Genomic DNA, 22,185 nt, shown 5'->3' on the forward strand with positions numbered 1-22,185 from the left:
ATGGCCCGGACATCGGTCCTGAATTTGCCGGAAAACAATCGGAATCGGTTCGGAGTTTCGGTCAGGCGGATCGGGGCGTTTCTGCTGGCGGCCGGTCTTACTGTCGGAGCGGCCTCCATGTTCGGCACCGTCGCCCAGGCGGACGGGTTCGACTGGGTCGACGTGGTCCGGATTTTCCTGATCGCCGTTTCCGGCTTCTGGCTCGCCTGGGGTGCCTGTACCGCCCTCCTGGGCGTGTTGTTCGACCCGCCGCCCATGCCCCGAAACGATGACGGGCCATGGTCGAAGACGGCGGTTCTGATCCCCGTCTATAACGAAAACACATCAGCCGTTTTCGCGCGTATCGAGGCCATGTTCCGCTCGCTGGAGCGCACCGGATACCTGTCCTTGTTCGATTTTCACGTGCTGTCGGACACGACCAATGCGGCAATCGCCGAGGCCGAACGGCTAGCCTGGCAGCGCAGTCTCCTCCGCCTGCAGGCGGGCGGGCGGCTCTACTATCGCCACCGGGAAAAGAACACGGGCCGCAAGGCGGGCAATATCGCCGATTTCATCCGCACCTCGGGCGGCGCCTACGACTTCATGCTGGTGCTCGACGCCGACAGCCTGATGGATGGCGAAACGATCGTGGAAATGGTCCGCCGGATGGAGGCCGCCCCGGGTCTGGGGCTGCTGCAGACCCTGCCGCAGATGATCGGTCTGACGAGCCTGTTCGGCCGCATGCTGCAGTTCTCCGCCGGCTTCTTTTCGCCCGTCTTTACCCGCGGCGTGGCCGCGCTCCAGGGGGCCGAAGGCCCGTTCTGGGGCCACAATGCGCTGATCCGCATGCGCGCCTTTGCCCAGTCCTGCGGTATGGCCGCGCTTGAGGGCAAACCGCCTTTCGGCGGGCATATCCTCAGCCACGACACCATCGAGGCGGCGCTTCTCGCCCGCGACGGCTGGCAGGTGCGGGTCGATCCGGACCTGCAGGGTTCGTTCGAGGAGGGACCGGCGAACCTGATCGACTATGCCAAGCGCGACCGGCGCTGGTGCCAGGGCAACCTGCAGCACACGCGGGTGCTCGGCGCGCCGCGGCTCAAGGCCTGGAGCCGGATCGCCATCGTCCAGGGGGTTTTTGCCTATCTGTCCTCGCCGGTGTGGCTCCTGTTCCTGGTGGCAAGTCTTGCGGCTCCCCTGTTTGCGCCCAAGCCGGTCTATTTCGACGGCCGGTCGCTGTTTCCCGTCTTTCCCCATCCCGAAACCACGGTGGCGCTGGCGCTTCTCTTCGGTGTCGGCGCACTGCTGATCCTGCCCAAGGCGATGCTGCTTGTCCGCGCGCTTCTCAAAGGCGAGGCCCGCCGCTACGGCGGCGCATTCCGCCTCGTTGCCAGCGTCGTGCTGGAGCTTTTGATGACCTCGGTGCTGGCGCCGGTGCACATGATGTTCCAGAGCCGGTCCGTGTTCCAGGTCCTGACCGGCGGCGACTCCGGCTGGCCCGCAGCCGACCGCGACGACGGCTCGCTGCCCTTCATCGCCTGCCTCAGGGCCACGTGGTGGATGGCGCTCGCCGGCGCCGCCGCCCTCATCTTCGCCTGGGAAATGACGCCGGACCTGTTCTGGTGGCTCGCCCCGGTCTCCGTGCCCCTCGTTCTGGCACCGGGTCTGCTTTACGTCACCGCGCTGCCGGCGATCGGCCGGCTGAGCCGCAAGGCCGGACTGCTGCTGACACCTTACGAGGTGGAGCGGGTGCGGCTGATCCGGGACATGCGGCTGGCGATGGAGAGCGGGGCCTAGAGCGGAAGCGGACGAGCGCTTTCTCCTGTTCGGAGTTCTCGCTTATATTAGCTTAATGAGTGAAGCGGTCAGTCTGACTTACTACCGGGCTCGATGGCCTGAAGAAGAAGTTCCGGAGGGACAACCGGAATGGTTCTTTTACGAGGTCGATAAAGCCGGAGACGCGGTGACCAGAATGGTAGAAGTGTTTCCAGGCGGGAAGATTACGCGCAACAGTGTCGAGATCGATCAGCCCCAAGATGGCCGTCATTTTGACTCGCTTTTAGACAGCTCGCTCGACGATGATTTCTACGGCGAGCATCTTCAGGCAATTAGCCGGGAAGAATTCGAGGCGCTGTACGCCAAAGGTGTCGACACACCGTTCTGGTTTCCGAGGTGAATATCGCCTTCGCCTTCCCCACAGAGCGTCATTCCAGACAAGCGCAGCAAAGCTGCGTGCTGATCTGGAAACCAGATATCAGCCGCGCCGCAGGCGCGTCCTGCTCCCGATTGAAAGCGGTGCTCGCTCACGCTCGCTCTGTCAGCTGGATTCCGGATCTCGAGATGGCGCTGGCGCGCCACACGGTCCGGAATGACGTTGGAAATGGCTGCGGCCCTCTTCGGGCCCATCCCGCCGCCGGGTCTCCCCAGCGGCGGTCGTTTTCCCGATCACCGGTTGTCGGGCTGCGCGCGGACGCGTTGGAGCCCTAAGCGGGTGATCAGGTAGGGGCCTCCGGCCCTGGAGGCGATGTAGCGGCGGCGTTTAAGTTTCTTGAACAGCACCAGCGGGCAGCCGGGCCAGGACCAGCCGTCGCGGGTGATGGTCCGGGTGTCGGTGATGCGGCCATGGTCGTCCTTTTCCACGACGATGCGGCCGCCTTGAGCGAGCAGGTGCAGGACCCGCTGCTCGGGCTTTGAAATAATCCATTGATTTTGGGTCTTCGTGTCATGCGCCAGTCGGCGCACCTCAGCGATCACGCGCCGCAGCCAGTCGCGTGCGGCGGTGTTGTTCACTGATGCCCGGTCGGGGAGACCGGGCCTTAACGGGCCTCTCGGCGTCCGTACATGAAGTCTCCATCAAAACGTTCGCCGCTGATCTAGGAAGCCGGTGAGGGCGGTGCAACCCCTGCGCCGCCGCAGTGCTGGTTTTGGGGGGCGTTGTTCTCTATAAAAATCAGGCGGATGACGTTTGGAAGGATGCAACCGGGTCCCGGACGCGGGTATGAGGGACCTGGTAAACCGGCAAGTGGGCGCGCGCGCTGCGGCTCGTCAATGCCCGCCTCCAATCCCGCTAACTCATGACCTTCGGGGAAAACGCCCATGTCCTATCGCGACCAACTGATCATCAAGCCGGGAAGCAAGGTAAAGCTCGCCGATATCGACCCGGACTATCACGACAAGGACCTGAACAAGGCGCGATCCAATCCGGAACTGCAGCTGATCCTCGACGATCTCTCGCGGATGCAGGAGGAGCTCTACGCGGAAAAAAAGCACGCGCTTCTTATCGTGCTGCAGGGGATCGATTCCGCCGGCAAGGACGGCATCTGCTGGCACGTGATCACCGGCATGAACCCGCAAGGGTGCACGGTCTCCAGCTTCAAGCAGCCGTCTGCGGAGGAGCTTGCCCACGATTTCCTGTGGCGGGTGCACGCCAAAGCGCCGGGGCGGGGGCATGTGGCCGTTTTCAACCGCTCCCACTATGAAGACGTGCTGATCGTCCGGGTTCACGACCTGGTGCCGAAGAAGGTATGGTCGCGCCGCTACGAGGCGATCAACATGTTCGAGGAGCTTTTGGCCAACAACGGCGTCCATATCATCAAGTTCTTCCTCTATATCTCCAAGGAGGAACAGCTGGAACGCTTCGCCAAGCGGCTGGAGGACAAGGACCGGCAGTGGAAGATCAGCATGTCGGACTATGCGGAGCGCGAGCACTGGGACGCCTATACCGAGGCCTACGAGGACATGCTCTCCAAATGCTCCACCAGCCACGCGCCCTGGTACGTGATCCCGTCCAACCGCAAATGGTTCCGCAACCTGGCGGCGGCCTCCATCATCCGCGACACCCTGCGCGACATGCACATCAAGGCCCCGCCGCCCACCGTCGACATCGAAACCATCCGAAAGCGGTATCACGCGGCGGTGGCGGAGCAGAAGGGGTAGGTCGGGGGAGGAGGTGCAGGGCCTTACCCCCTGCACAGCCGTCACCCCGGCCTTGAGCCGGGGCCTACTCGTTTCCAGAGCCATTCCGCAGCAATGTCGGGCCCGTGACAGCGACGGAATTTTTTCAAATATGCATTGCCGCGAGGAGAAGAGAGTAGGTCCCGGATCTTCGCTTCGCTGCGTCCGGGATGACAGCCAGGGGAATGTACGGCCACAATAAATGCCGAAAGTCAGAAGGAGCCTTTGCCAGTCCCTGTTTCCCGGAGGAGGGCTATCGAACGGGACGTCACAAATGTCTTCTTATCCATTCCAGGATCAGCAATGCGATCGGTATCCACATGAGGGCGAACGCAAACCAAAATCCGATCATCGATAGCGGATAGAGAAGTTCACCGAAGTCCGCACCTCCAAAATAACACGGGTGCGAATCTGCTGCGTTTATCTCGCATCCGTTCGCAGCTGCGAGCAATATTATGCAGTAGCCGATGCCACAAAGGTACAAGGGCAGGAATACAAACAAGGTACGCAGCAATTTCGAAGCATCGCGTTTGTTTTGCTGCATGGAGTTCCCTCGGTCACGGACTTAACGAATAACGGCACCGTGGTGCTCCGGTCGGCGTGTGGAAAGTCTGTTTGTGGTCCTAGCTGCGCTCCGCCGGCCAGTAGCCGGTCTTTGGGTCCCGTGAAACGGCAACGGCCTCGACGTCGGTGGAGCGGCAGCGGTTGCAGGTGAGTTTTTTGGCTATGTCGCCCAAGGTTTCCGTGTCGGCGAAGCGGCTGTCGTTGAGGTAGCGGAAGCGGTGGCAGTGGCCGCAGACGAGGCCGAGGCGCATGCCTTCGGCTCTCAGTTTCTCGATGGTCAGCGTTTCGTCGCCACTGGAAGAAATCACCCGCGCAGCCGCTTCTCTCAAATTCATAAAAAACAGGCGTCGGCATCCTAGGGGGAATTCAGCCGGGGAGAAAGCAGGCTGCGGTTGCATGGCGGGTGCGGCATTTTTCAAACGGGGCTCGCATTTCGCGTCGCTTGCGGCTAAAGACATGCCCATGTTGACGCTTTCCGACACATGGATGGATCTGTTCGGGCTTTCCGGACTTCTTAACCCGACGGCCCTCATCATCGGCGGGGCGCTGGGCTGGTATGCGGACGGGGCAAAGAAACTCTGGATTGCCGCCTTTGCCGCAGCCGCCCTTTCCCTGATGGTAGAGGCGACGCTCGGCCTGACCGGCATGCCGGTCTGGTCCCAGCACAGCGCGGGACCGCTTGCCCTGTTCCCCTTTCGCTTCGTTGGCGGAGGGATCGCATCGGCGGTCGTTTATCTGATTGCCAAGCGGGCAAAGAAGGCCTGAACGTCGTTCGTTCAGGTGTAAAAGACTGGCCTTTCCAAAAGACGCTCCCGAAAAAGAAAGGCCCCGCACGAATGCAGGGCCTCTCCAGGTGTTAGCGCCTTTGTTATTTCCGGCCTAGGATTCGGCCTCCTGAGGCGTGTTGTCGAGCCATTTGGTGAACAGTTCGGCGTTCGGGCACATTTCCGGCGGGCGGACGATGCCCTTGCCGGATTGCTCCTCCAGCCATTGTTCGCAGCTTTCCGCCTTCTCGCAGCAGATGCAGCGGTCGACCGCAACACGGATATCCTGACCGACGCACATGCCTTCCGGCATCTGGTCCATGGCCCCGATCGTTTCCAGCATGCGGCGCATCAGGCCCGCACGCCCGTTCATTTCTTCCACCCAACGCATTCGATCTCTCCTTGCACGTAACCGTGCCCCTCTGGAACGTACTATGGGCAAGACACGAAGTTTTCACCTTGATCAGTGTCAATAGCACAGGCAGATGCCATCAAGTGCTTTTCTGGTTAAGTTTCAAAAGGCCGGCCTGAGCTCATGCGGAGACGTTTTGAATGGTGAGCGCGATCACGGCGCTACAGGCGTCGCTCTCTTCGGGGACTTCTTCGAACTCGGTTCGCCTCGAACCGGGGACGGAGGCGCGTGCGAAGGTGGAGGCGAGCCTGCCGGGCAACGTGCTGCGGCTTTCCGTCGGTAAATCCACCATCGAGGTGCGCGCCAACGCGGCGCTGCCTGCGGGTACGGAGCTGACGCTCAAGGTCAGCGGCGATCCGGGCAAGCCGCAGATCCAGCTGGTCCCCGATGGAAAGGGGGGCTCCCAAGCGGCTGCGGGGCAAGGTCCTTCTACCGATCCTGCAACGGCGCAGAAGCTTGTGCAGGTCGCGGCGAAACCGAGCCTTCCGTCTACGCCGCCGACATCGACCACGCCGCCGACATCGTCCGCCCCGTCCGCGACCTCCGCCCTGGCCGATGCGGTGACCGCAGCCGCCACAGGCAAGGCCCAAACGGTCCAGGCCCAGACGAGCCAGCCGCAGGCGCAGGCACCCCAGACGCAGGCACCCCAGACACAGGCATCCCAGACACAGGCACCCCAGACACAGGCGGGGCAGACACAGGCGCAGGGATCGACGCAAACGACTGCACCTCAGGCGGGCACAGGGCAGGCAGGCGGTGCGCCGGCCTCCTCCGTTTCCACGGCGCAGACGGCAAGCGGGACGGCGGCGCAGACGGTGAGACAAACCGTCAGCCAGACGATTAGCCAGACGGTTAGCCAGACCGGGACCCAGGCCGGAACCCAGACGGCCCAGTCTCCCCAGCAGGCCCAGGCGGCGAGCCAGGCACCGGCACAGATCTTAAGCCCGGCTTCGGCGCAGACAGCGGGCGCTCCGGCGGGGCAGGCGGCGAACGCGGCGGCGCTGCCATCGGCCGGCTCCGGGGCGCAGACCGCAGTTCAGGTTTCAGTGCCGGGGGGCAGTCCGCCCGGCCCCCCACTCAGCGCACAGACGCCAACTCTTCCGGGCAACCTGCAGCTTCAGACCCTTTCAGAGCCGCAGGCGCGACCGGCGGCTCAGCCTCAGGTTCCGGCCACCGGTTTAGGGCAGGCGGCGACAAGTCAGGCTGCCGGGCAGGTGTCCCAGCAACAGGCATCGCAACCGGCCCTGCAACCGGCAAGTCCGTCGGGACAGGCGCCCGCAACGGCGCCGTCCGGCGTGCAAGGGGCAACGGCCAACGTGTCTTCGGGCGCGGCGCAGGCGGTGCCGCCGCAGGCCCCGGCAGGCGGGCAGGGTCCGCTTGCACAGGGGAGCGTCCAGCCGGGGACGGCAAACCCTGCGGCCGCCAACACAGCGGCTGCAAGTGCAACGCCGGCCAATCCGGCACCGGCAGGAACACCGCAGACTTCCGGGCCGCCTGCCGGTGGTCCGGCACCCGCAGTGGCCTCCGCGCCCCCCACGCCTGTTTCCGCCCCCGGCGCGAGCGCGCATTTCGTCACCACCCTGTCTGAAAACACGGGCAGCGCCCATGCGACGTTGCCCGGCAATGCCTATGCCGGGTCCGGACGGCCGGCAGCGGCCCAGGGCGCCCAGCCGGGTCAGCACCAGGGCCGGCCGGTCACGCCGGAACTGAAACAGGCGTCTGAAGCCGTCCTGCCGAAACTTGCCGAGCAGCAGGCGAGCCTATCGGGCCTCTACGCCCAGATCAGCGCGGTCGCGGAAGGCCAGACGGCGGCGAATGTGCCTCAGCCGGTGAAGCAGGTGATGGAACAGATCCTGGGTCTCCGGCTGCAGCCGGAGGCGGCTGGCTTTTCCGGCAAGTCTGTCGAGGCGGCGGTGAAGAATTCCGGACTGTTCCGGGAGGCGGCGCTTGGCGGAGGGGCAGGCCAGGCTGGTGCGCAAGGTGCCGGCCAGGGAGCAGTTCAGGGTGCGCAATTGGGCGGCGATCTGAAATCGCTTTTGATCAACCTGCGCTCGCTGCTGCAGGGGCTGGGCGCGCAGGCGGTACCGGCAAGGCCCTTTACCCAGCCGGCAGCGCCGTCGCTGCGCCGCTCGCCCCAGGGTGACAAGCCGTCGGGCATTTCCTCATCCGTTTCCGACGGGGACGAGAAATCCGTGCTCAACCGGCTGATGCGGGATACGGATTCCGCGCTGTCGCGGATCCGGATGTCCCAGATGGTCAGCCGGGGGCTCGGGGGCGACGAACATGCCCATCACGGACGGGCGATGGACATGACCGTGGATCTGCCCATTGCGGTCAATGGTCAGACGGCCATCGTGCAGATGCAGGTGGGCCGGGATCCGGAAGAGGCGCAGGGGGAAGACGGCGAGGGGCCGGGCTGGCGCCTGCGCTTCGCCCTCGATCTCACCGAGACGGGGCCCATGGAAGCGGCCGTCAGTCTGCGTGGCGGCAGCACCTATGTCAGTCTGTGGGTCGACCGGGGCGAGACGCTGGAGAGGCTGAGAGCGGACCAGGATGCGCTGGAGGCGAGCTTCGCTCACGCAGGGATCGACCTGAAGGAACTGCGCTTCCTGCGCGGCCTGCCACAACGGACGGAAGCACGGTTCGGAGCCGTGGTGGATCGGCAATCATGAAGAATGGGCATGAGGAACGGGCATGAGGAACGGGCGGGCATGAGAAGGCCGATATGAAGAAACCCAAGCCGCAAAGGCCGGTCCGGCCGGGCGAGAAGGTTGCCGTCGCGCTCACCTACGAGGACGGTTCCGCACCGGTCGTCGCCGCCAAGGGCACCGGCAACGTTGCCGAACGGATCGAGGAAATCGCCCGGGAAAGCGGTGTGCCCATCGAGCACAATCCGATGATGGCCGAGGCCCTGTCCCAGATCGAACTCGACAAGGAAATCCCCACCGAACTCTACCAGGCGGTCGCCGTTCTCATCGGCTACATCATCCGCACGGGCAAGGCGGAGCATCCGCCGGAATAGGGAACACGCGGCACTTGCAGTTGCCATCCCGTGTTGAATGGGGCGCCGAACCGCTTGGCGGCAGCACGGAGCCGGTGTATGGCGATTGGACCTGAGCAGCGCGATGCACGCCTGCCGGCGGCGGAAGGCACTTGCCGTTTCCGCTTTTTCCTTCCCGGGGAATTCCATGCCGACGACGATAAGCTTTCTCCTGCCGCCAATAATGCTGGTCGCTTCCAACATTTTCATGACTTTCGCCTGGTATGGGCATCTCAAGCACAAGGGCACGGCAATCGCCTTGGCCGTCACGCTGAGCTGGGGCATCGCCTTCTTCGAATATTGTCTTGCGGTGCCCGCCAACCGGCTGGGCAGCGCGGTCTACTCCACCGCGCAGTTGAAGACCATTCAGGAAGTGATCACGCTCCTGGTGTTTGCGGGCTTTTCCGTCTTCTGGCTGAAGGAAAGCCTGACGTTGAACCACGCGATCGGGTTTTTGCTGATTGCGCTCGGTGCGGCTTTCGTATTTCGCGGTTAGGGATGGCAATACTGTTCCCGTTTTCAAACGTCGCACGCCTTCATTTTCCTGCCGGGAATTGCCGCATGTGGGCAGGAAGGTCTTGCGGGCAGGGCAATTCGCGATTAGGCATCGGTTCCGACGATTGCAGCGCGACCGCCGGCGCATCGCCCGGCCGAGTTCCGCGCAGGATAAACACAGGAATTGACACGCAATGACGATTGTCGAGGCACGCACACCCGATCCCAAGAAATTCCTCAAGGGCGCCACCGGCGACTGGGAGATCGTGATCGGGATGGAAGTCCATGCCCAGGTGACCTCCGAGGCGAAGCTGTTTTCCGGCGCTTCCACCGAATTCGGCAAGGACCCGAACGACAATGTGAGCCTCGTGGATGCGGCCATGCCGGGCATGCTGCCGGTGATCAACGAGGAATGCGTGCGCCAGGCGATCCGCACCGGGCTCGGCCTCAAGGCGGCGATCAATCTCAAGTCCGTGTTCGACCGCAAGAACTATTTCTACCCGGACCTGCCGCAGGGCTACCAGATTTCCCAGTTCAAGCAGCCGATCGTGGGCGAGGGCAAGATCCTGCTCGACATGCCCGACGAGCAGGTGGAAATCGGGGTGGAGCGTCTGCACCTGGAACAGGACGCGGGCAAGTCGCTGCACGACCAGCATCCGACCATGTCGTTCGTGGACCTGAACCGCTCCGGCGTGGCGCTGATGGAAATCGTGTCCAAGCCGGACCTGCGGTCGTCGGACGAGGCCAAGGCCTATCTGACCAAGCTGCGCACCATCCTGCGCTATCTCGGCACCTGCGACGGCAACATGGACCAGGGCTCCATGCGCGCCGACGTCAACGTCTCCGTGCGCCGTCCGGGCGAAGGCTTCGGCACGCGTTGCGAGATCAAGAACGTCAACTCCATCCGCTTCGTCGGCCAGGCCATCGAATATGAGGCCCGCCGGCAGATGGCGATCCTGGAGGACGGCGGTTCCATCGATCAGGAGACCCGTCTGTTCGACGCGGTCAAGGGCGAGACCCGCTCCATGCGCTCCAAGGAAGAAGCGCACGACTACCGTTATTTCCCGGATCCGGACCTGCTGCCGCTTGAGTTCACGCAAGCCTACGTGGACGATCTCGCCAAGGACCTGCCGGAGCTGCCGGACGAGAAGAAGGACCGGTTCGTCAACGACTACGGCCTGTCCGCCTATGACGCCGACATCCTCGTCGTCGAAAAGGCGTCGGCCGATTTCTTCGAGGAAGTCGCAAAGGGCCGCGATGCCAAGCTTGCTGCCAACTGGGTGATCAACGAGCTGTTCGGCCGCCTCAACAAGGAAGGCCACGATCTCGATGACAGCCCGGTTTCGGCTGCCCAGCTCGGCGCGATCATCGACCTGATCAAGGCCGGTACGATTTCCGGCAAGATCGCCAAGGACCTGTTCGAGATCGTCTGGAGCGAGGGCGGAAACCCGGCGGAGATCGTCGAGGCACGCGGCATGAAGCAGGTCACGGATCTCGGCGCGATCGAAGCCATCGTCGACGAAATCATCGCCGCCAATCCGGACAAGGTGGAACAGGCGAAAGAAAAGCCGGGCCTGCTCGGCTGGTTCGTCGGCCAGGTCATGAAAGCCTCCAAGGGCAAGGCCAATCCGCAGGCGGTCAACGATCTGCTGAAATCGAAGATCGGACTGGAATAGCGGCCGCCTCCAGGCGCCGACACCGTCTGCTGTGATCATACCGGCTGCTGCGATCATCCTGGACCGAGCGTAAGCGAAGATCCGGGAGCCGCTCGCCTGCCCTTTCTGGACAGCAGGTAGCTGCGTTTATGTCGTGCGCCTTCGCATGCCGGCAGAACATCTCTGGAAACGAGCAGGCCCCGGATCAGGTCCGGGGTGACGACCTGTAAGCTTGGTGCAATCTGCCTTTGCACGGCCCCCCTTGTGCCCGCCGGATCTGGTAATCGCGGTCGTTTTCGCGCTTCCGGCGCCGATGATGCGCGATGCGCGTATGGGCTAGAAATTCTGTTTTCAAAAGAAGAGATAAGCTTCACTTAAGGAATAAAATCCGGTTTTTCGTATAAAATGATATTTGGAATCTATTATCGTCTCCAATTCTGCAAAATCGTCTTCTAATTTTCTACAGGCGTACTTTTGATTTTTCGGATCTTATGTCTTTAATTCGTTCTGTCAGGAAAATTTCAAGAAAAATATTTATCCATTTATTTCAGTGTTTTATCGCAATTCATGCGGGTGTTTTCACGGTTCGCGCTCCTCCGGCTGTTGAAATCGAGACTCAGGCTGCTAGGCTCCCGCCGTTCCTGGCATGAGGGCGCATCAGACGCGTTCGTCTCTTTCGGGGGCTTCCTGCGATGTCGTCCGACGCATGGTTCGGGCCGCGAAGTCCCGGAGATTGCGCCCGCCGCCAACAGGTCCGGCAGTCCGGGCCGGTGTCCTGCCGGTCCAGCCTTACACCCTGCAGCGCATCGCGCGATTTTGCCGGACCGATGACAGAAGACAGTTCACTTCGCGCTGCCGCACCGCCTGGCAGCACGAAGGCGCGCGCCGCTGTCCACGCGGGCGCCCCGACAGTTCAAGAGGAGAGATTTCATGCGCGCAGCCCGTGTACCGCAAAACACAGAGTTCGAACTCGACGAACAGGCCTACGGGCAGGATCCCACCGCGGATCGGGAAACCGATCTCTACCGGGGCGAATACATCATGACCTTCGTGGAAAAATGGGATGAACTGATCGACTGGGACGCCCGGGCCGACAGCGAGGGGCAGTTCTTCATGGACGTGTTGCGTGCCCGCGGCAAGGAAACCGTGCTCGACGTGGCGACCGGTACCGGCTTCCATTCCGTGCGCCTGACCCAATCCGGTTTCAACGTCACCTCGGCGGACGGCTCCGCGGCCATGCTCGCCAAGGCGTTCGAGAACGGCCAGAAGCGGGGTATGATTCTCAAGACCGTCCAGGCTGACTGGCGCTGGCTCAACCGGGATATCCAGGGCAAGTACGACGCCATCATCTGCCTCGGAAACTCCTTCACCCACCTGCACGAGGAGAAGGACCGCCGCCGGGCGCTTGCCGAATTCTATGCCGCACTCAAGCATGACGGCATCCTGATCATCGACCAGCGCAACTACGACGCCATGCTCGATCATGGCTTCTCATCCAAGCACAAGTACTACTATGCCGGCGACAAGGTGAAGGCGGAGCCGGAACATATCGACGAGGGGCTGGCGCGGTTCAAATACAGCTTTCCGGACGGGGCGGAATACACATTGAACCTGTGCCCGATCCGCAAGAACTACATGCGCCGGCTCTTGTCCGAAGCCGGGTTCGAACGGGTGCGCACCTACGGCGACTTCCAGGAAACCTACGCCGAGGAGGACCCGGACTTCTTCATCCACATTGCCGAGAAATCGAGCCTGCACCTGGTGCGCTGGGGCGGCGCGACCCTGGAAGAAGGCCAGACCGACATCCGCGAAGTTGCCGAAAGCTACTACGACAGCGACGACGCGGACACGTTCTACAGCACGGTCTGGGGCGGACAGGACCTGCATATCGGGCTCTACGATACGACGAAGGACATTCGTGCCGCATCGGACCTCACCATCGAGGAGATGCTGAAAACCCTGCCGAAACTTGAGGACGGCGCAGCCTTCCTGGACATCGGTTCGGGTTATGGCGGCGCAATGCGCAAGGTCTTGAGCCGGCGGGGCGAAGACAAGGGCGATACCGCGGTCTGCCTGAACATCTCCGAAGTTCAGAACGACACCAACCGGCACCGCAACCGCCAGAAGGGCTTCGCCGACCGAATCCGGGTCGTGCACGGGGTGTTCGAGGATATCCCGGAAAAGCCCGCCAGCTTCGACGTGGTCTGGAGCCAGGATGCGATTCTTCATTCCGACCAGCGTCAGCAGGTGCTGTCCGAAGTCTATCGTGTGCTGAAGCCCGGGGGCTATTTCATCTTCACCGACCCGATGCAGGCGGACGACGCCGATCCTGCCGCGCTGCAGCCGGTCTACGACCGTCTTCAGCTCAACAGTCTCGGCTCCATGCGCTTCTATCGGGAAGCGGCGGAAGCGCTCGGCTTCGAAGTGCTCGAACAGCGGGACATGACCCGGCAATTGCGTACCCATTACTCCCGCGTCCGCGAAGAGCTGCTCGACAACTACAAGCGGCTGCGTGAAGACGGGGCATCGGCCGAGTATCTCGACAAGATGGCCGAGGGTCTCCAGAACTGGGTGAATGCCGCGGATGCGGGGCAGCTCTCCTGGGGCATCCAGCTGTTCCGCAAGCCCGTGTAACCGGGTTTCCGATTTTCCGGCCAATCGAAAGGACGGCGGCCGGGGCCGCCGTCCTCCAGCCAATCAACAAACGATAGGGAGAACGCTTCATGGCGCAGAAGTCCTGGCTTTTTACCAGTGAATCCGTTTCCGAAGGCCACCCCGACAAGGTGTGTGACCGTATATCCGATACCATCCTCGACGCCTTTCTGGCGCAGGACCCGGAGGCGCGGGTCGCCTGCGAGACCCTGACCACCACCAACCATGTTTCCATCGCCGGCGAGGTGCGCGGTCCCGACAGTGTCCTCAAGGACGTGGAGGGGCTGGTGCGCGATGCGGTGCGTGACATCGGCTACGAACAGGACGGGTTTCACTGGAAGACGCTGGAAGTGATCAACCGGCTCCACAAGCAGTCCTCCGACATCGCCATGGGCGTGGACGAGGGCGAAAAGGGCGAGGAGGGCGCCGGCGACCAGGGCATCATGTTCGGATACGCCTGCGACGAAACCGAGGAACTGATGCCGGCGCCGATCCAGATTTCGCACAAGATCCTGCGGCTGATGGCCGAGGCGCGGAAATCCGGCGCGGAACCGCGCCTGGGGCCGGATTCCAAGAGCCAGGTGACCCTGAAATACGAAAACGGCCGCCCGGTCGGCGTCGATGCGGTGGTGGTCTCCACCCAGCACGGTGAGGACGTGGACCAGGAGACGGTGCGCGAGATCGTGTTGCCCTATGTCCAGAACGCGTTTCCCGAAGGCTGGCGTGCGGCGGAGGACCGGCTTTACATCAACCCGACCGGCCGGTTCGTGATCGGCGGCCCGGACGGGGATGCGGGTCTCACCGGCCGCAAGATCATCGTCGACACCTACGGCGGGGCCGCACCGCATGGCGGCGGGGCCTTTTCGGGCAAGGACCCGACCAAGGTCGACCGCTCCGCTGCCTATGCCGCGCGCTATCTTGCCAAGAACGTGGTGGCTTCGGGACTGGCAAGCCGCTGCCTGATCCAGCTTGCCTATGCCATCGGCGTGCCCGACCCGGTCGCCGTCTATGTGGACACGCAAGGGACAGGCAAGGTCGACGAAGCGGAACTCGGCCGGGTGCTGCGCGAGATGGTGCGCCTGACCCCGCGCGGTATCCGCGAGCAACTCGGCCTGCTGAAGCCGATCTATGCCCGCACCGCGGCTTATGGCCATTTCGGCCGGGCCCCGGATGCCGACGGCGGTTTCGGCTGGGAACGGACCGACCTGGCTGACGATCTCGCCCGCCACTTCGGCGCTTCGCGGGACGCGGCCGAATAGGGACAGGCGTCCGCGCCGTGCGTGCCCCTTGGGGAAGGAAACGGCGCGCACGGTCCTGCCTCCGGCTTCCGTTTCCGAAGGGAAACCTGAAGCTGGAGGCGCGGGCGTCTCCCACGAAGCAATCCATCTTGTCTTCCCATTCGCGCCTGTGCTCTATGGGGCTCCCGCCTTCATGAGTATTCAGGACCTTCCATGACCGCCGACATCCGCATCGAAAAGGCCCGGCCCGAGCATTTGGCCGATATCCTGGCGCTTCTGATCGCCGGTGCCGCCGGCGCCCGTGTGGGGCAGGAGACGGGCAAGGTGGAAGATTACCGGGAGGCCTTCGACGCCATGCTGGCCGCGCCTGAGATGGACATCTATGTGGCGCTCGACGGGGACGAGGTGGTCGGCACCTACCAGATCCATTTCATGAAGGGGCTGGCCTTCCGGGGCCGTTCGCGGGTGGAGCTTGAAAGCGTCCATACCCGCGAGGACCGGCGCGGGCAGGGGATCGGGGCCCGGATGATGGCCCATGCGGAAGAGCTTGCCCGGGCGGCGAATGCGGGGCTGATGCAGCTGACATCCAACCGGGTGCGTACCGATGCGCACCGGTTCTATGTGCGGCTTGGCTTCGACCAGAGCCATCTCGGTTTCAAGAAGATGTTATGAGCGATCCGGAATTTTACGGAAGTTTTTTCGCTTCACCGCTTGTGCTGTCCGCCGCAGCGTCCTAAATCCATCGGTATTCTACGATCAATCGCGGCCCGACGGGCCGGCGAAGACAAGGGGACGACCATGGCAACGACGCAGACGAAGCCGATTGAACTCTACTACTGGCCGACGCCGAACGGCTGGAAGATCTCCATCATGCTGGAGGAACTGGGTGTCCCTTATGATCTGAAGCTGATCAACATCGGCAAGGGCGACCAGTTCGAACCCGATTTCCTGAAGATTGCCCCGAACAACCGCATGCCGGCGATCATCGATCCGGAAGGTCCGGGCGGCGAGCCGATCTCGGTGTTCGAATCCGGCGCGATCCTGCAGTACCTCGGCCGCAAGTTCGGCAAGTTCTATCCGGCCGACGAGCGCAAGCGGGTGGAAACGGAAGAATGGCTGATGTGGCAGATGGGCGGCTTCGGTCCGATGCTCGGCCAGAACCACCATTTCCGCGTCTATGCGCCGGAAAAGCTGCCCTATGCCATGGACCGGTACCTGAACGAAACTCACCGGCTCTACCGGGTGTTGAACACGCGCCTGGAAGGCCGGGACTATGTGGCGGCGGGCGAATACACCATCGCCGACATGGCCATCATCGGCTGGGCGCAGGGCTGGGAACGGCAGGGGATGGACCTTGAGGAATTCCCCAACGTGAAGGCCTGGAAGGCGCTTCTGGAAGCCCGCCCGGCGGTGCAGACCGGTCTCGCCGTCGGCAAGGAGGAACGCGAAAAGCTGCAGCTTGCCGACGACAAGCAGGCGCAAAGCGTTCTGTTCGGGCAGCGGTAAGCGCTCGCCTAACATAGTTGTTATCCCGGACGACGCATTCGCGAAGATCCGGGACCCGGTTCTCCGTGGAGCTTGTGCACAGGCACCTGGCCTCACGGATTACCGGGTCCTCGCTTTCGCGGGGATGACATGGGAGCTGCCGGCTCAGCTGTTCGATCGAGTATGAACGGCCTTGCGCCTTACCGTGCCCGGCGCCAGGTTTCCTTTTCGCACATCTGGAAGATGACCCGGACGCAGCCCTTGATGGTCAGGCGGTCGCCGCCGGCCGGTGTCACCGTGGCATCGGCGCTGAAGCCACGGCGGGGGTCGTAGACGCGGCCCTTGAGGTCTCGCCCGGATTCGCGCAGCTCGTAGAGAACGGCAAGCCCAAGGATCTTTCGATTGCGTTTGGAACTGTCCTGGTTGTTGAGATCGCGGGTGGATTCCACCGAGTGGCCGGGCGGGGGGACGAAATCGACGATCCGGCCGCAGGCTGTTTCGCCACAAGGGCCGATACGCACGGTCGCGCCTGCCGGCGTGACCCAGTCGCCGGCGATGCCGCCGGTCTCCGCGCGGGCCGGGGCGGACATCGCGAGCATTGATATAAAAACTGCCGCGCACACCGGATAAACCGCCCTTGCGGGCTTCCAACAGGTCTTCATGCCGCATCTCCCGTCAGACCCTATCGCGGATCTACTATAGCGGATGACGCACTGGCCATGAAACGCAATCCCGTTACGGAACCGCGAGGTCGGCGCTATTTCGCCCGGTGCCAGGTCTCGCCCTTGCAGATCAGTCCGCCGAGCACGCAGCCCTGGAGTTTCAGACTGTCCGGAGCGGTGAGCTTGAGGTAGCCGGTGTAGGTCTTGCCGTCCTCCGCATTATAGACCTCGCCCTTCCACTGGCCCGCCGTGCCGGTGGGCTTCATGGCATTGACGATCTGCACCCCGAGGAGGGGCCGGCTGCGTCTGGCCGGGTCCGGGTTCTGCGTGTCGTTGCGGGGCTCACGCAGCCAGATGAGCTTGCCGCACAGCGCATCGCCGCAGGGACTGATGCGGATTTTCGACGAGCCGCTGGGGCGGATCCATTCTCCTGTCGCATCTGCGGCATGGGATGCGGCAACCGTGGCTGTCAGCAGGGCGCCGCCAAGCAGCAGCCGGATCAGGTGCGATCTTGCGGTTCTTGTTGTCATGCATTCCTCCCCAAGGTTTCCGTTTACGGAAAGGGAATGTATCGGGGCGGTTCCGCGCTGCCTAGCCGTACCGTAGCGGCAGGGTGTCTGTTTTCTTTTGGCAGGAAGAAAGGTGCGTGCCAATTCCGCCCTTGTCCGCGCGAGCGGGGCGATGACCGGCTGCCCGATCTTACTCCTGTATCCCCGGGATGACGCCCGGAGAATTGAGGTTCGGGCCTGCCTTGTCTGCAGGTCCTTTGCGGCAAGGCCGGATGCCATGGAAACCTGCAAACGTGATCTATGGTAATCAGAGTCTTTCCAGCGACTTACGGCTTTTAGATAAAGGCGATTGAAAAGACGGTGGTTTTTGCGCAGACAACCTTAGCGCAAAGTAAACTTCAGCTTCTTTTAAGCCTTTGTTCGCATTGCGTTAATTTAGAAATTTAACGGCCCCTTCAGCGACTTTTCCCAAGATAAGCCCATGAAACGCGGGAGATTTTTGCGCCCGCAGTTTCGGGGAAGCCTTCGGGGGAAGGCGGTCTTTAACAAGGGGAGAGCGTAATGGCTCGATTTGAAGTGTACTCCGCCGATATGGCGGTGATGGGCGAACAGCCCGCCAGTGCCGACATCCTGTTCCAGATGGGTCTGGACAGCGCCTGCGGCCGTCATCACGGCGTGGCCGATCTGGTCAGCGCCCACAAGTGGTTCAACATTGCGGCCCTGAAGGGCAGCACGGAAGCAGCCCGCTACCGCAAGGAAATTTCCTTTGAAATGACCCGCGAGGAAATCGCGGAAGCCCAGCGCTCGGCGCGCGAATGGCTGGCGATGCATTGAGCGAGGCTAGCCGGACACCCGGCTCCTCCGGATAAGGCGATGGCGCTCCTCCTCCCGCGCCGTCGCCTTTTTTTGTTTTTGATGTTTGTTTTTTGAATTTTGCCGCGCTTTCTGCATGACAACTGTGGGGAGGTGTTGGCGCGAAAGAAACCTCGCTCTTCTTCATGGCGCGTAAAAAATATGGCCGCCCAATTCCTTGAGCGGCCTTTATCCGTTTTCGTGTACCGGAAAGCCTCTTACCGGTAGGGGCTGCGGCAATAGTGGTAGTAGCCGTCGTAGCCCAGATACTGGTCGGTCCTGGGATTGTAGGACCGGTACCGGTTCAAACACCAGCGCACGTGCGAATTGGACCGCCTGTAGCGGGGCGGCGGGACGTAACGCGGATCGTGATAGCGCCGGTCGTAATATCGCCGGTCGTAATAGCGGCGGTCATAGTAGCGCGGCGGGTATTGCCATCCGGGAGGCGGCGGACCCCACTGGGCGAGCTGGATATTGGTTCCGGTTGCTGCCTGCGGTGCGGGAGCTGCAACAGAAGGCCCGGTCGCAGAAGACGCTTCCGCATTGGTCTGAGGTGCCAGGACAAGCACTGATATTCCCAAAATCGCGGAACCTGCAAACTTGAGAAACTTGGATTTCCAGGTCGTATTCATTATCGGGACCTCCAAACTCCGCCCGGCATGTTTCCATCCGGGGATGATTGAACCCATTCTGAAAAGAAACGAGGTGCCTGATCTTGATACGGATCAAATATGTCAAAAAATATAGATGACGTTAGGGAAGTGAATGACGTACGTCCGCATAATTCGCGACCGCATTGCGTCGGGCGAAGCAACGGCATGGATCTTCGGGTCAAGCCCGAGAAGGATGGCAGAAGGGGTAGAACGGGTGGCGCGGTAGGTCGCGCCACCGGTCTTGTCGTTATTCCGTGATCTTAAACACCCGCCGGGCATTGTCCTCGTAGAACTGCTTTTTGCCCGCATCGTCCAGGGGAAGGTCGTCCATCCAGGCGACTTCTTCCGGAACGAACTGCCAGGGGTAGTCCATGGCGTACATCTTTCGATCCGGGCCGATAACGTCGCGGACGAACATCACCGGCGGGGCCCAGCCGACGCCGCTGTTGGTGTAGATGAAATTCTCGCGCAGATACTCTTCGGCCTTCCGTTTCAGCGGACCGACATTGGGATAGCGGCCGGTGACGGAGATGTGGCTGTGCATGTAGTTGATGCGGTAGAGCCAGAAGGGCAGGGCCTCGCCACAGTGGCCGAGGATGATCTGCAGCTTCGGGAAACGGTCGAACAGGCCGGCGACCATCAGGCGCAAGGCGTGCAGGCCGGTCTCGCAGGCAAAGCCGTAGACGGCGGCATCCAGTCCGCGCTTCAGGAACGGCTCGATCATTTGCGCCGGTGGCGTGTTCGGGTGCAGGTAGATCGGCACGTCCAGGGCCTCGGCCGCCTCGAAGACCTCCCAGTATTTCTCGTCGTCCATATAGGTGCCGAGCGTGTGGGAATTGAGGATCCCGCCGCGCATGTCGAGCTTCTTCACGCCGCGCTCAAGCTCCTTGGCCGCATTGGCCGGATCGAGCGGGCTGAAGGCGGCCAGGCCGACGAAACGGTCCGGATGGCGGGCGATGCCTTCAGCGAGTTCGTCGTTGAACCGGGTGGCAAGCGACGAGGCGGTCGCCGGATCGAAGATCTGCACGCCCGGCGAGGTGAGTGAGAGCACCTGAATGTCGATGCCGCTGTCGTCCATGTCCTTCAGGCGGAGATCGCCGAGATCCTGGATGCGCGCGTGATGGGCCTTGGCCTTGGGGCTGTCGCCGGAAAAGAAGCCCCAGAGCGACTGGAATCCGGGATCGTTGATCGCCTTTTCCTCAATCTCCTTGCGGTAGAGCTTGATCATCTCGGCGGGTGCCCAGGCCTCTTCGGTGGCGATGCGCTTGTAGGGCGGGTTGGGATTCCTCTCGGTCATGGTCGCTCCGTTTGATGAGTCCGGTCAGGTGGTTCGGCCGGTTTGGTCAGACTTGGGATGAGGGCTGGGGGCTTGCCGTTGCCGGTGCTGTCTTCACGTGGCCGGCGGAAAAGCGGCGCAGGATCCAGATCAGGGGCAGGGCGGCCAGCGCGACGGCGAGCGTCGCGAAAGCGGCGGCACCGAAGAGGGCGCTGCTGCCGCCAATGAAGAGGGCGACGACCGCCATGGCGAGCCGCTTCCAGCCGCCGCCATAGGCGCCCTTCCAGGCCAATACCTCGGCGAGGATGATGCCGCCGGCGCCGACGCTGAGGCAGGAGACGGCGATCTCCTCCCAGGTGCCGTCGAAAAGCAGCGCCGGATTGAAGGCGAAGACGAAGGGGATGAGATAGGCGACGATGGCAAGCTGAACGCCGGTAACGCCGGTGCGCCACATGTCACTCTGGGCCAGGGACGCGGCCGCGTAAGACGCGATGGCGACCGGCGGGGTCAGCATGGACAGCAGGCCGAAATAGAAGATGAAGAGATGGGCGGACATGAGCCCGATGCCGGCCTTCACCAGCGCCGGGGCAAGAAGTACGGAGACCACCACATAGACCCCGGTGGTCGGCATGCCGACGCCGAGGATGACGGCGATCAGGGCGGTGACTGCGAGCAGCGGCAAGACCCCGCCGACCTGGGCGATCTTGCCCAGCGCCAGGGTCAGCGCAAAGCCGAGACCGGTGACGTTGATAGTGCCGATGATGATGCCCGCAACGGCACACACCAGCAGCACGGGCACCATGGTCTTACCGGCGGTGCGGGCGATGTCGAACAGGATGGAGAAGCGCGGCGCGCCGCGCGGGGCCATGACCAGATGGAAGCCGTAGGCGACGAAGGCGGCGTAGAGGGCGGCCTTGCCCGGCGCGTAGCCGAGGCCGAACAGGAAATACATGAGCACGCCAAGCGGCAGCAGGAGGGGCCACGAACGGATCAGGCTCTTGCCGAGCGGCGGCAGTTCGGCCCGCGGCGTGCCCTCCAGGCCGTGAACGGCGGCATAGCGGTCCACCTGGAGATAGAGCATGACGTAATAGGCGACGGCCGGCAGCAGGGCGGCGAGCACCACGTCGGCGTAGGACACCTGCAGGAACTCTGCGATGACGAAGGCGGTGGCGCCCATGACCGGCGGAGCGATCTGGCCGCCGTTGGATGCGACCGCTTCGATCGCCGCGGCATAGCGGGCGGGAAAGCCGGAGCGCTTCATCATCGGAATGGTGACGATGCCGGTGCTCATGACATTGGCGACGGTGGAGCCCGACAGCGTGCCGAACAGGCTCGAAGCCAGGATCGCCACCTTGGCAGGGCCGCCGCGCCGGTGGCCCATGGAGGCCATGGCGAGGTCGGTGAGCAATTGGCTGCCGCCGACGGCGTTCAGGACCGCGCCGAAGACGATGAAGCCGAGGATCTGGGTGGCGCCAACGCGCAGCACCAGGCCGAGGACACCGTTGGTGTCGTTATAGAGATAAAGGGTGAAGCGGGCCGGCGCCATTTCGGCGGCTGCAAAGATGCCCGGCGCCAGATGGCCGAACAGGCCATAGGCGATGAAGGCGACGCCAAGCAGCGCCAGCACCGCTCCACAGTGCCGCCGTGTGGCCTCCAGAATGCCGAAGAGGGCAATGACGGCGGGGATCCATTTTTCCGGACCGCGGTTGACCGGATCGAGCAGCCAGGCCTCGTAGTTCCAGGCAAGCCACAGCCAGGAGGCGAGGCATGCGAGGCCGAGCACCCAGTCGGCGAGCCGCACCAGGGCGTTGTCCTTCAGCGGGGCCGTCACCAGCCCGGCGAGCGTCGCCAGGCCGATCATCAGCGCGAGGTACTGCTCGGTCAGGACGACGAACCCCAGGTGCCGGGGCACGTCGAGCAGCCACAGGATGCCAAGGGCGGTCAGAGAGGCCACGAGGGTGGCCACCGCCGGAAATCGCACGGTCATGGTCTTGGCCC

General features: G+C 62.9%; 21 protein-coding genes. 13 read left to right on the top strand and 8 right to left on the bottom strand.

From position 1 onward, the window contains the following. Both mdoH and HK439_RS06910 read left to right on the top strand, forming a co-directional pair. Positions 1–1,773 (top strand): glucans biosynthesis glucosyltransferase MdoH, encoded by a 1,773-nt coding sequence (mdoH, locus tag HK439_RS06905; RefSeq protein ID WP_190290655.1) that lies wholly within the window; start codon positions 1–3, stop codon positions 1,771–1,773. 55 nt (positions 1,774–1,828) lie between these two features. Continuing rightward, complete coding sequence (locus tag HK439_RS06910) at positions 1,829–2,152, top strand: hypothetical protein (RefSeq protein ID WP_190290656.1); 324 nt, start codon at positions 1,829–1,831, stop codon at positions 2,150–2,152. A 269-nt stretch (positions 2,153–2,421) separates the two neighbouring features. Here HK439_RS06910 and HK439_RS06915 read toward each other — a convergent pair whose 3' ends face one another. Beyond that, on the bottom strand, positions 2,422–2,676 hold the full coding sequence (locus tag HK439_RS06915; RefSeq protein WP_190290708.1) for a YjhX family toxin: 255 nt from the start codon (positions 2,674–2,676) through the stop codon (positions 2,422–2,424). A 396-nt stretch (positions 2,677–3,072) separates the two neighbouring features. Here HK439_RS06915 and HK439_RS06920 point away from each other — a divergent pair, with 396 nt between their 5' ends. Then, positions 3,073–3,912, top strand: a complete 840-nt coding sequence (locus HK439_RS06920; protein WP_190290657.1) for a polyphosphate kinase 2 family protein — start codon at positions 3,073–3,075, stop codon at positions 3,910–3,912. A 641-nt stretch (positions 3,913–4,553) separates the two neighbouring features. On the opposite strand, the gene HK439_RS06925 is transcribed toward HK439_RS06920, so the two are convergent. Then, on the bottom strand, positions 4,554–4,802 hold the full coding sequence (locus tag HK439_RS06925) for a hypothetical protein (protein WP_190290658.1): 249 nt from the start codon (positions 4,800–4,802) through the stop codon (positions 4,554–4,556). A gap of 154 nt (positions 4,803–4,956) precedes the next feature. Here HK439_RS06925 and HK439_RS06930 point away from each other — a divergent pair, with 154 nt between their 5' ends. Continuing rightward, complete coding sequence (locus HK439_RS06930) at positions 4,957–5,259, top strand: phosphatidylglycerophosphatase (RefSeq protein ID WP_190290659.1); 303 nt, start codon at positions 4,957–4,959, stop codon at positions 5,257–5,259. 114 nt (positions 5,260–5,373) lie between these two features. Here HK439_RS06930 and HK439_RS06935 read toward each other — a convergent pair whose 3' ends face one another. After that, positions 5,374–5,649, bottom strand: coding sequence for a DUF6455 family protein (locus HK439_RS06935; RefSeq protein ID WP_190290660.1), 276 nt, complete (start codon positions 5,647–5,649; stop codon positions 5,374–5,376). A gap of 161 nt (positions 5,650–5,810) precedes the next feature. Between HK439_RS06935 and HK439_RS06940 the strand changes: the two genes are divergently transcribed. From HK439_RS06940 to HK439_RS06975, 8 genes are all read left to right on the top strand, one after another. Next, positions 5,811–8,342 (top strand): flagellar hook-length control protein FliK, encoded by a 2,532-nt coding sequence (locus HK439_RS06940; protein WP_190290661.1) that lies wholly within the window; start codon positions 5,811–5,813, stop codon positions 8,340–8,342. Between the two features lie 53 nt (positions 8,343–8,395). Then, entirely contained in the window at positions 8,396–8,692 is a 297-nt protein-coding gene (locus tag HK439_RS06945; RefSeq protein ID WP_190290662.1) for an EscU/YscU/HrcU family type III secretion system export apparatus switch protein, read from the top strand. Between the two features lie 166 nt (positions 8,693–8,858). Continuing rightward, positions 8,859–9,206 carry a DMT family protein gene (locus HK439_RS06950; protein WP_190290663.1) on the top strand — a complete coding sequence of 116 codons (348 nt, stop codon included), beginning with the start codon at positions 8,859–8,861 and terminating at the stop codon, positions 9,204–9,206. Positions 9,207–9,399: 193 nt separating this feature from the next. Next, the gene (gatB, locus tag HK439_RS06955; RefSeq protein WP_190290664.1) at positions 9,400–10,881 is read left to right on the top strand and encodes an Asp-tRNA(Asn)/Glu-tRNA(Gln) amidotransferase subunit GatB; all 1,482 of its coding nucleotides are present in this window, start codon (positions 9,400–9,402) and stop codon (positions 10,879–10,881) included. 909 nt (positions 10,882–11,790) lie between these two features. Further along, entirely contained in the window at positions 11,791–13,494 is a 1,704-nt protein-coding gene (locus HK439_RS06960) for a methyltransferase domain-containing protein (RefSeq protein WP_190290665.1), read from the top strand. 89 nt (positions 13,495–13,583) lie between these two features. Continuing rightward, entirely contained in the window at positions 13,584–14,771 is a 1,188-nt protein-coding gene (gene metK, locus HK439_RS06965) for a methionine adenosyltransferase (RefSeq protein WP_190290666.1), read from the top strand. Between the two features lie 192 nt (positions 14,772–14,963). Beyond that, complete coding sequence (locus HK439_RS06970) at positions 14,964–15,422, top strand: GNAT family N-acetyltransferase (RefSeq protein ID WP_190290667.1); 459 nt, start codon at positions 14,964–14,966, stop codon at positions 15,420–15,422. Between the two features lie 126 nt (positions 15,423–15,548). Then, positions 15,549–16,256, top strand: a complete 708-nt coding sequence (locus HK439_RS06975) for a glutathione S-transferase N-terminal domain-containing protein (RefSeq protein WP_190290668.1) — start codon at positions 15,549–15,551, stop codon at positions 16,254–16,256. Between the two features lie 179 nt (positions 16,257–16,435). On the opposite strand, the gene HK439_RS06980 is transcribed toward HK439_RS06975, so the two are convergent. Together HK439_RS06980 and HK439_RS06985 are read right to left on the bottom strand one after the other, a co-directional pair. Further along, positions 16,436–16,834 (bottom strand): DUF2147 domain-containing protein, encoded by a 399-nt coding sequence (locus HK439_RS06980; protein WP_209011607.1) that lies wholly within the window; start codon positions 16,832–16,834, stop codon positions 16,436–16,438. A 158-nt stretch (positions 16,835–16,992) separates the two neighbouring features. After that, positions 16,993–17,427: a DUF2147 domain-containing protein gene (locus tag HK439_RS06985; RefSeq protein ID WP_190290670.1), complete on the bottom strand. Its 435-nt coding sequence runs from the start codon at positions 17,425–17,427 to the stop codon at positions 16,993–16,995. Between the two features lie 540 nt (positions 17,428–17,967). On the opposite strand from HK439_RS06985, the gene HK439_RS06990 reads away from it, so the two are divergent. Then, entirely contained in the window at positions 17,968–18,240 is a 273-nt protein-coding gene (locus HK439_RS06990; protein ID WP_190290671.1) for a hypothetical protein, read from the top strand. A gap of 236 nt (positions 18,241–18,476) precedes the next feature. On the opposite strand, the gene HK439_RS06995 is transcribed toward HK439_RS06990, so the two are convergent. The 3 genes from HK439_RS06995 to HK439_RS07005 form a co-directional block, all read right to left on the bottom strand. Next, positions 18,477–18,827, bottom strand: coding sequence for a BA14K family protein (locus HK439_RS06995; RefSeq protein ID WP_328804115.1), 351 nt, complete (start codon positions 18,825–18,827; stop codon positions 18,477–18,479). Positions 18,828–19,158: 331 nt separating this feature from the next. After that, positions 19,159–20,208: an amidohydrolase family protein gene (locus HK439_RS07000; RefSeq protein ID WP_190290673.1), complete on the bottom strand. Its 1,050-nt coding sequence runs from the start codon at positions 20,206–20,208 to the stop codon at positions 19,159–19,161. A gap of 46 nt (positions 20,209–20,254) precedes the next feature. Then, on the bottom strand, positions 20,255–22,174 hold the full coding sequence (locus HK439_RS07005; protein WP_190290674.1) for a TRAP transporter permease: 1,920 nt from the start codon (positions 22,172–22,174) through the stop codon (positions 20,255–20,257). Between the last annotated feature and the right edge of the window lie 11 nt (positions 22,175–22,185).

Source organism: Roseibium aggregatum, assembly GCF_014692675.1.
GTDB lineage: Bacteria > Pseudomonadota > Alphaproteobacteria > Rhizobiales > Stappiaceae > Roseibium > Roseibium aggregatum_C.

What these genes read in the sequence shown, in the direction of transcription:
- mdoH (WP_190290655.1), top strand. Translation starts at nt 1, where the DNA reads ATGGCCCGGACATCGGTCCTGAATTTGCCGGAAAACAATCGGAATCGG.
- HK439_RS06910 (WP_190290656.1), top strand. Translation starts at nt 1,829, where the DNA reads ATGAGTGAAGCGGTCAGTCTGACTTACTACCGGGCTCGATGGCCTGAA.
- HK439_RS06920 (WP_190290657.1), top strand. Translation starts at nt 3,073, where the DNA reads ATGTCCTATCGCGACCAACTGATCATCAAGCCGGGAAGCAAGGTAAAG.
- HK439_RS06930 (WP_190290659.1), top strand. Translation starts at nt 4,957, where the DNA reads ATGTTGACGCTTTCCGACACATGGATGGATCTGTTCGGGCTTTCCGGA.
- HK439_RS06935 (WP_190290660.1), bottom strand. Translation starts at nt 5,649, where the DNA reads ATGCGTTGGGTGGAAGAAATGAACGGGCGTGCGGGCCTGATGCGCCGC.
- HK439_RS06940 (WP_190290661.1), top strand. Translation starts at nt 5,811, where the DNA reads ATGGTGAGCGCGATCACGGCGCTACAGGCGTCGCTCTCTTCGGGGACT.
- HK439_RS06945 (WP_190290662.1), top strand. Translation starts at nt 8,396, where the DNA reads ATGAAGAAACCCAAGCCGCAAAGGCCGGTCCGGCCGGGCGAGAAGGTT.
- HK439_RS06950 (WP_190290663.1), top strand. Translation starts at nt 8,859, where the DNA reads ATGCCGACGACGATAAGCTTTCTCCTGCCGCCAATAATGCTGGTCGCT.
- gatB (WP_190290664.1), top strand. Translation starts at nt 9,400, where the DNA reads ATGACGATTGTCGAGGCACGCACACCCGATCCCAAGAAATTCCTCAAG.
- HK439_RS06960 (WP_190290665.1), top strand. Translation starts at nt 11,791, where the DNA reads ATGCGCGCAGCCCGTGTACCGCAAAACACAGAGTTCGAACTCGACGAA.
- metK (WP_190290666.1), top strand. Translation starts at nt 13,584, where the DNA reads ATGGCGCAGAAGTCCTGGCTTTTTACCAGTGAATCCGTTTCCGAAGGC.
- HK439_RS06970 (WP_190290667.1), top strand. Translation starts at nt 14,964, where the DNA reads ATGACCGCCGACATCCGCATCGAAAAGGCCCGGCCCGAGCATTTGGCC.
- HK439_RS06975 (WP_190290668.1), top strand. Translation starts at nt 15,549, where the DNA reads ATGGCAACGACGCAGACGAAGCCGATTGAACTCTACTACTGGCCGACG.
- HK439_RS06980 (WP_209011607.1), bottom strand. Translation starts at nt 16,834, where the DNA reads ATGCTCGCGATGTCCGCCCCGGCCCGCGCGGAGACCGGCGGCATCGCC.
- HK439_RS06985 (WP_190290670.1), bottom strand. Translation starts at nt 17,427, where the DNA reads ATGACAACAAGAACCGCAAGATCGCACCTGATCCGGCTGCTGCTTGGC.
- HK439_RS06990 (WP_190290671.1), top strand. Translation starts at nt 17,968, where the DNA reads ATGGCTCGATTTGAAGTGTACTCCGCCGATATGGCGGTGATGGGCGAA.
- HK439_RS07000 (WP_190290673.1), bottom strand. Translation starts at nt 20,208, where the DNA reads ATGACCGAGAGGAATCCCAACCCGCCCTACAAGCGCATCGCCACCGAA.
- HK439_RS07005 (WP_190290674.1), bottom strand. Translation starts at nt 22,174, where the DNA reads ATGACCGTGCGATTTCCGGCGGTGGCCACCCTCGTGGCCTCTCTGACC.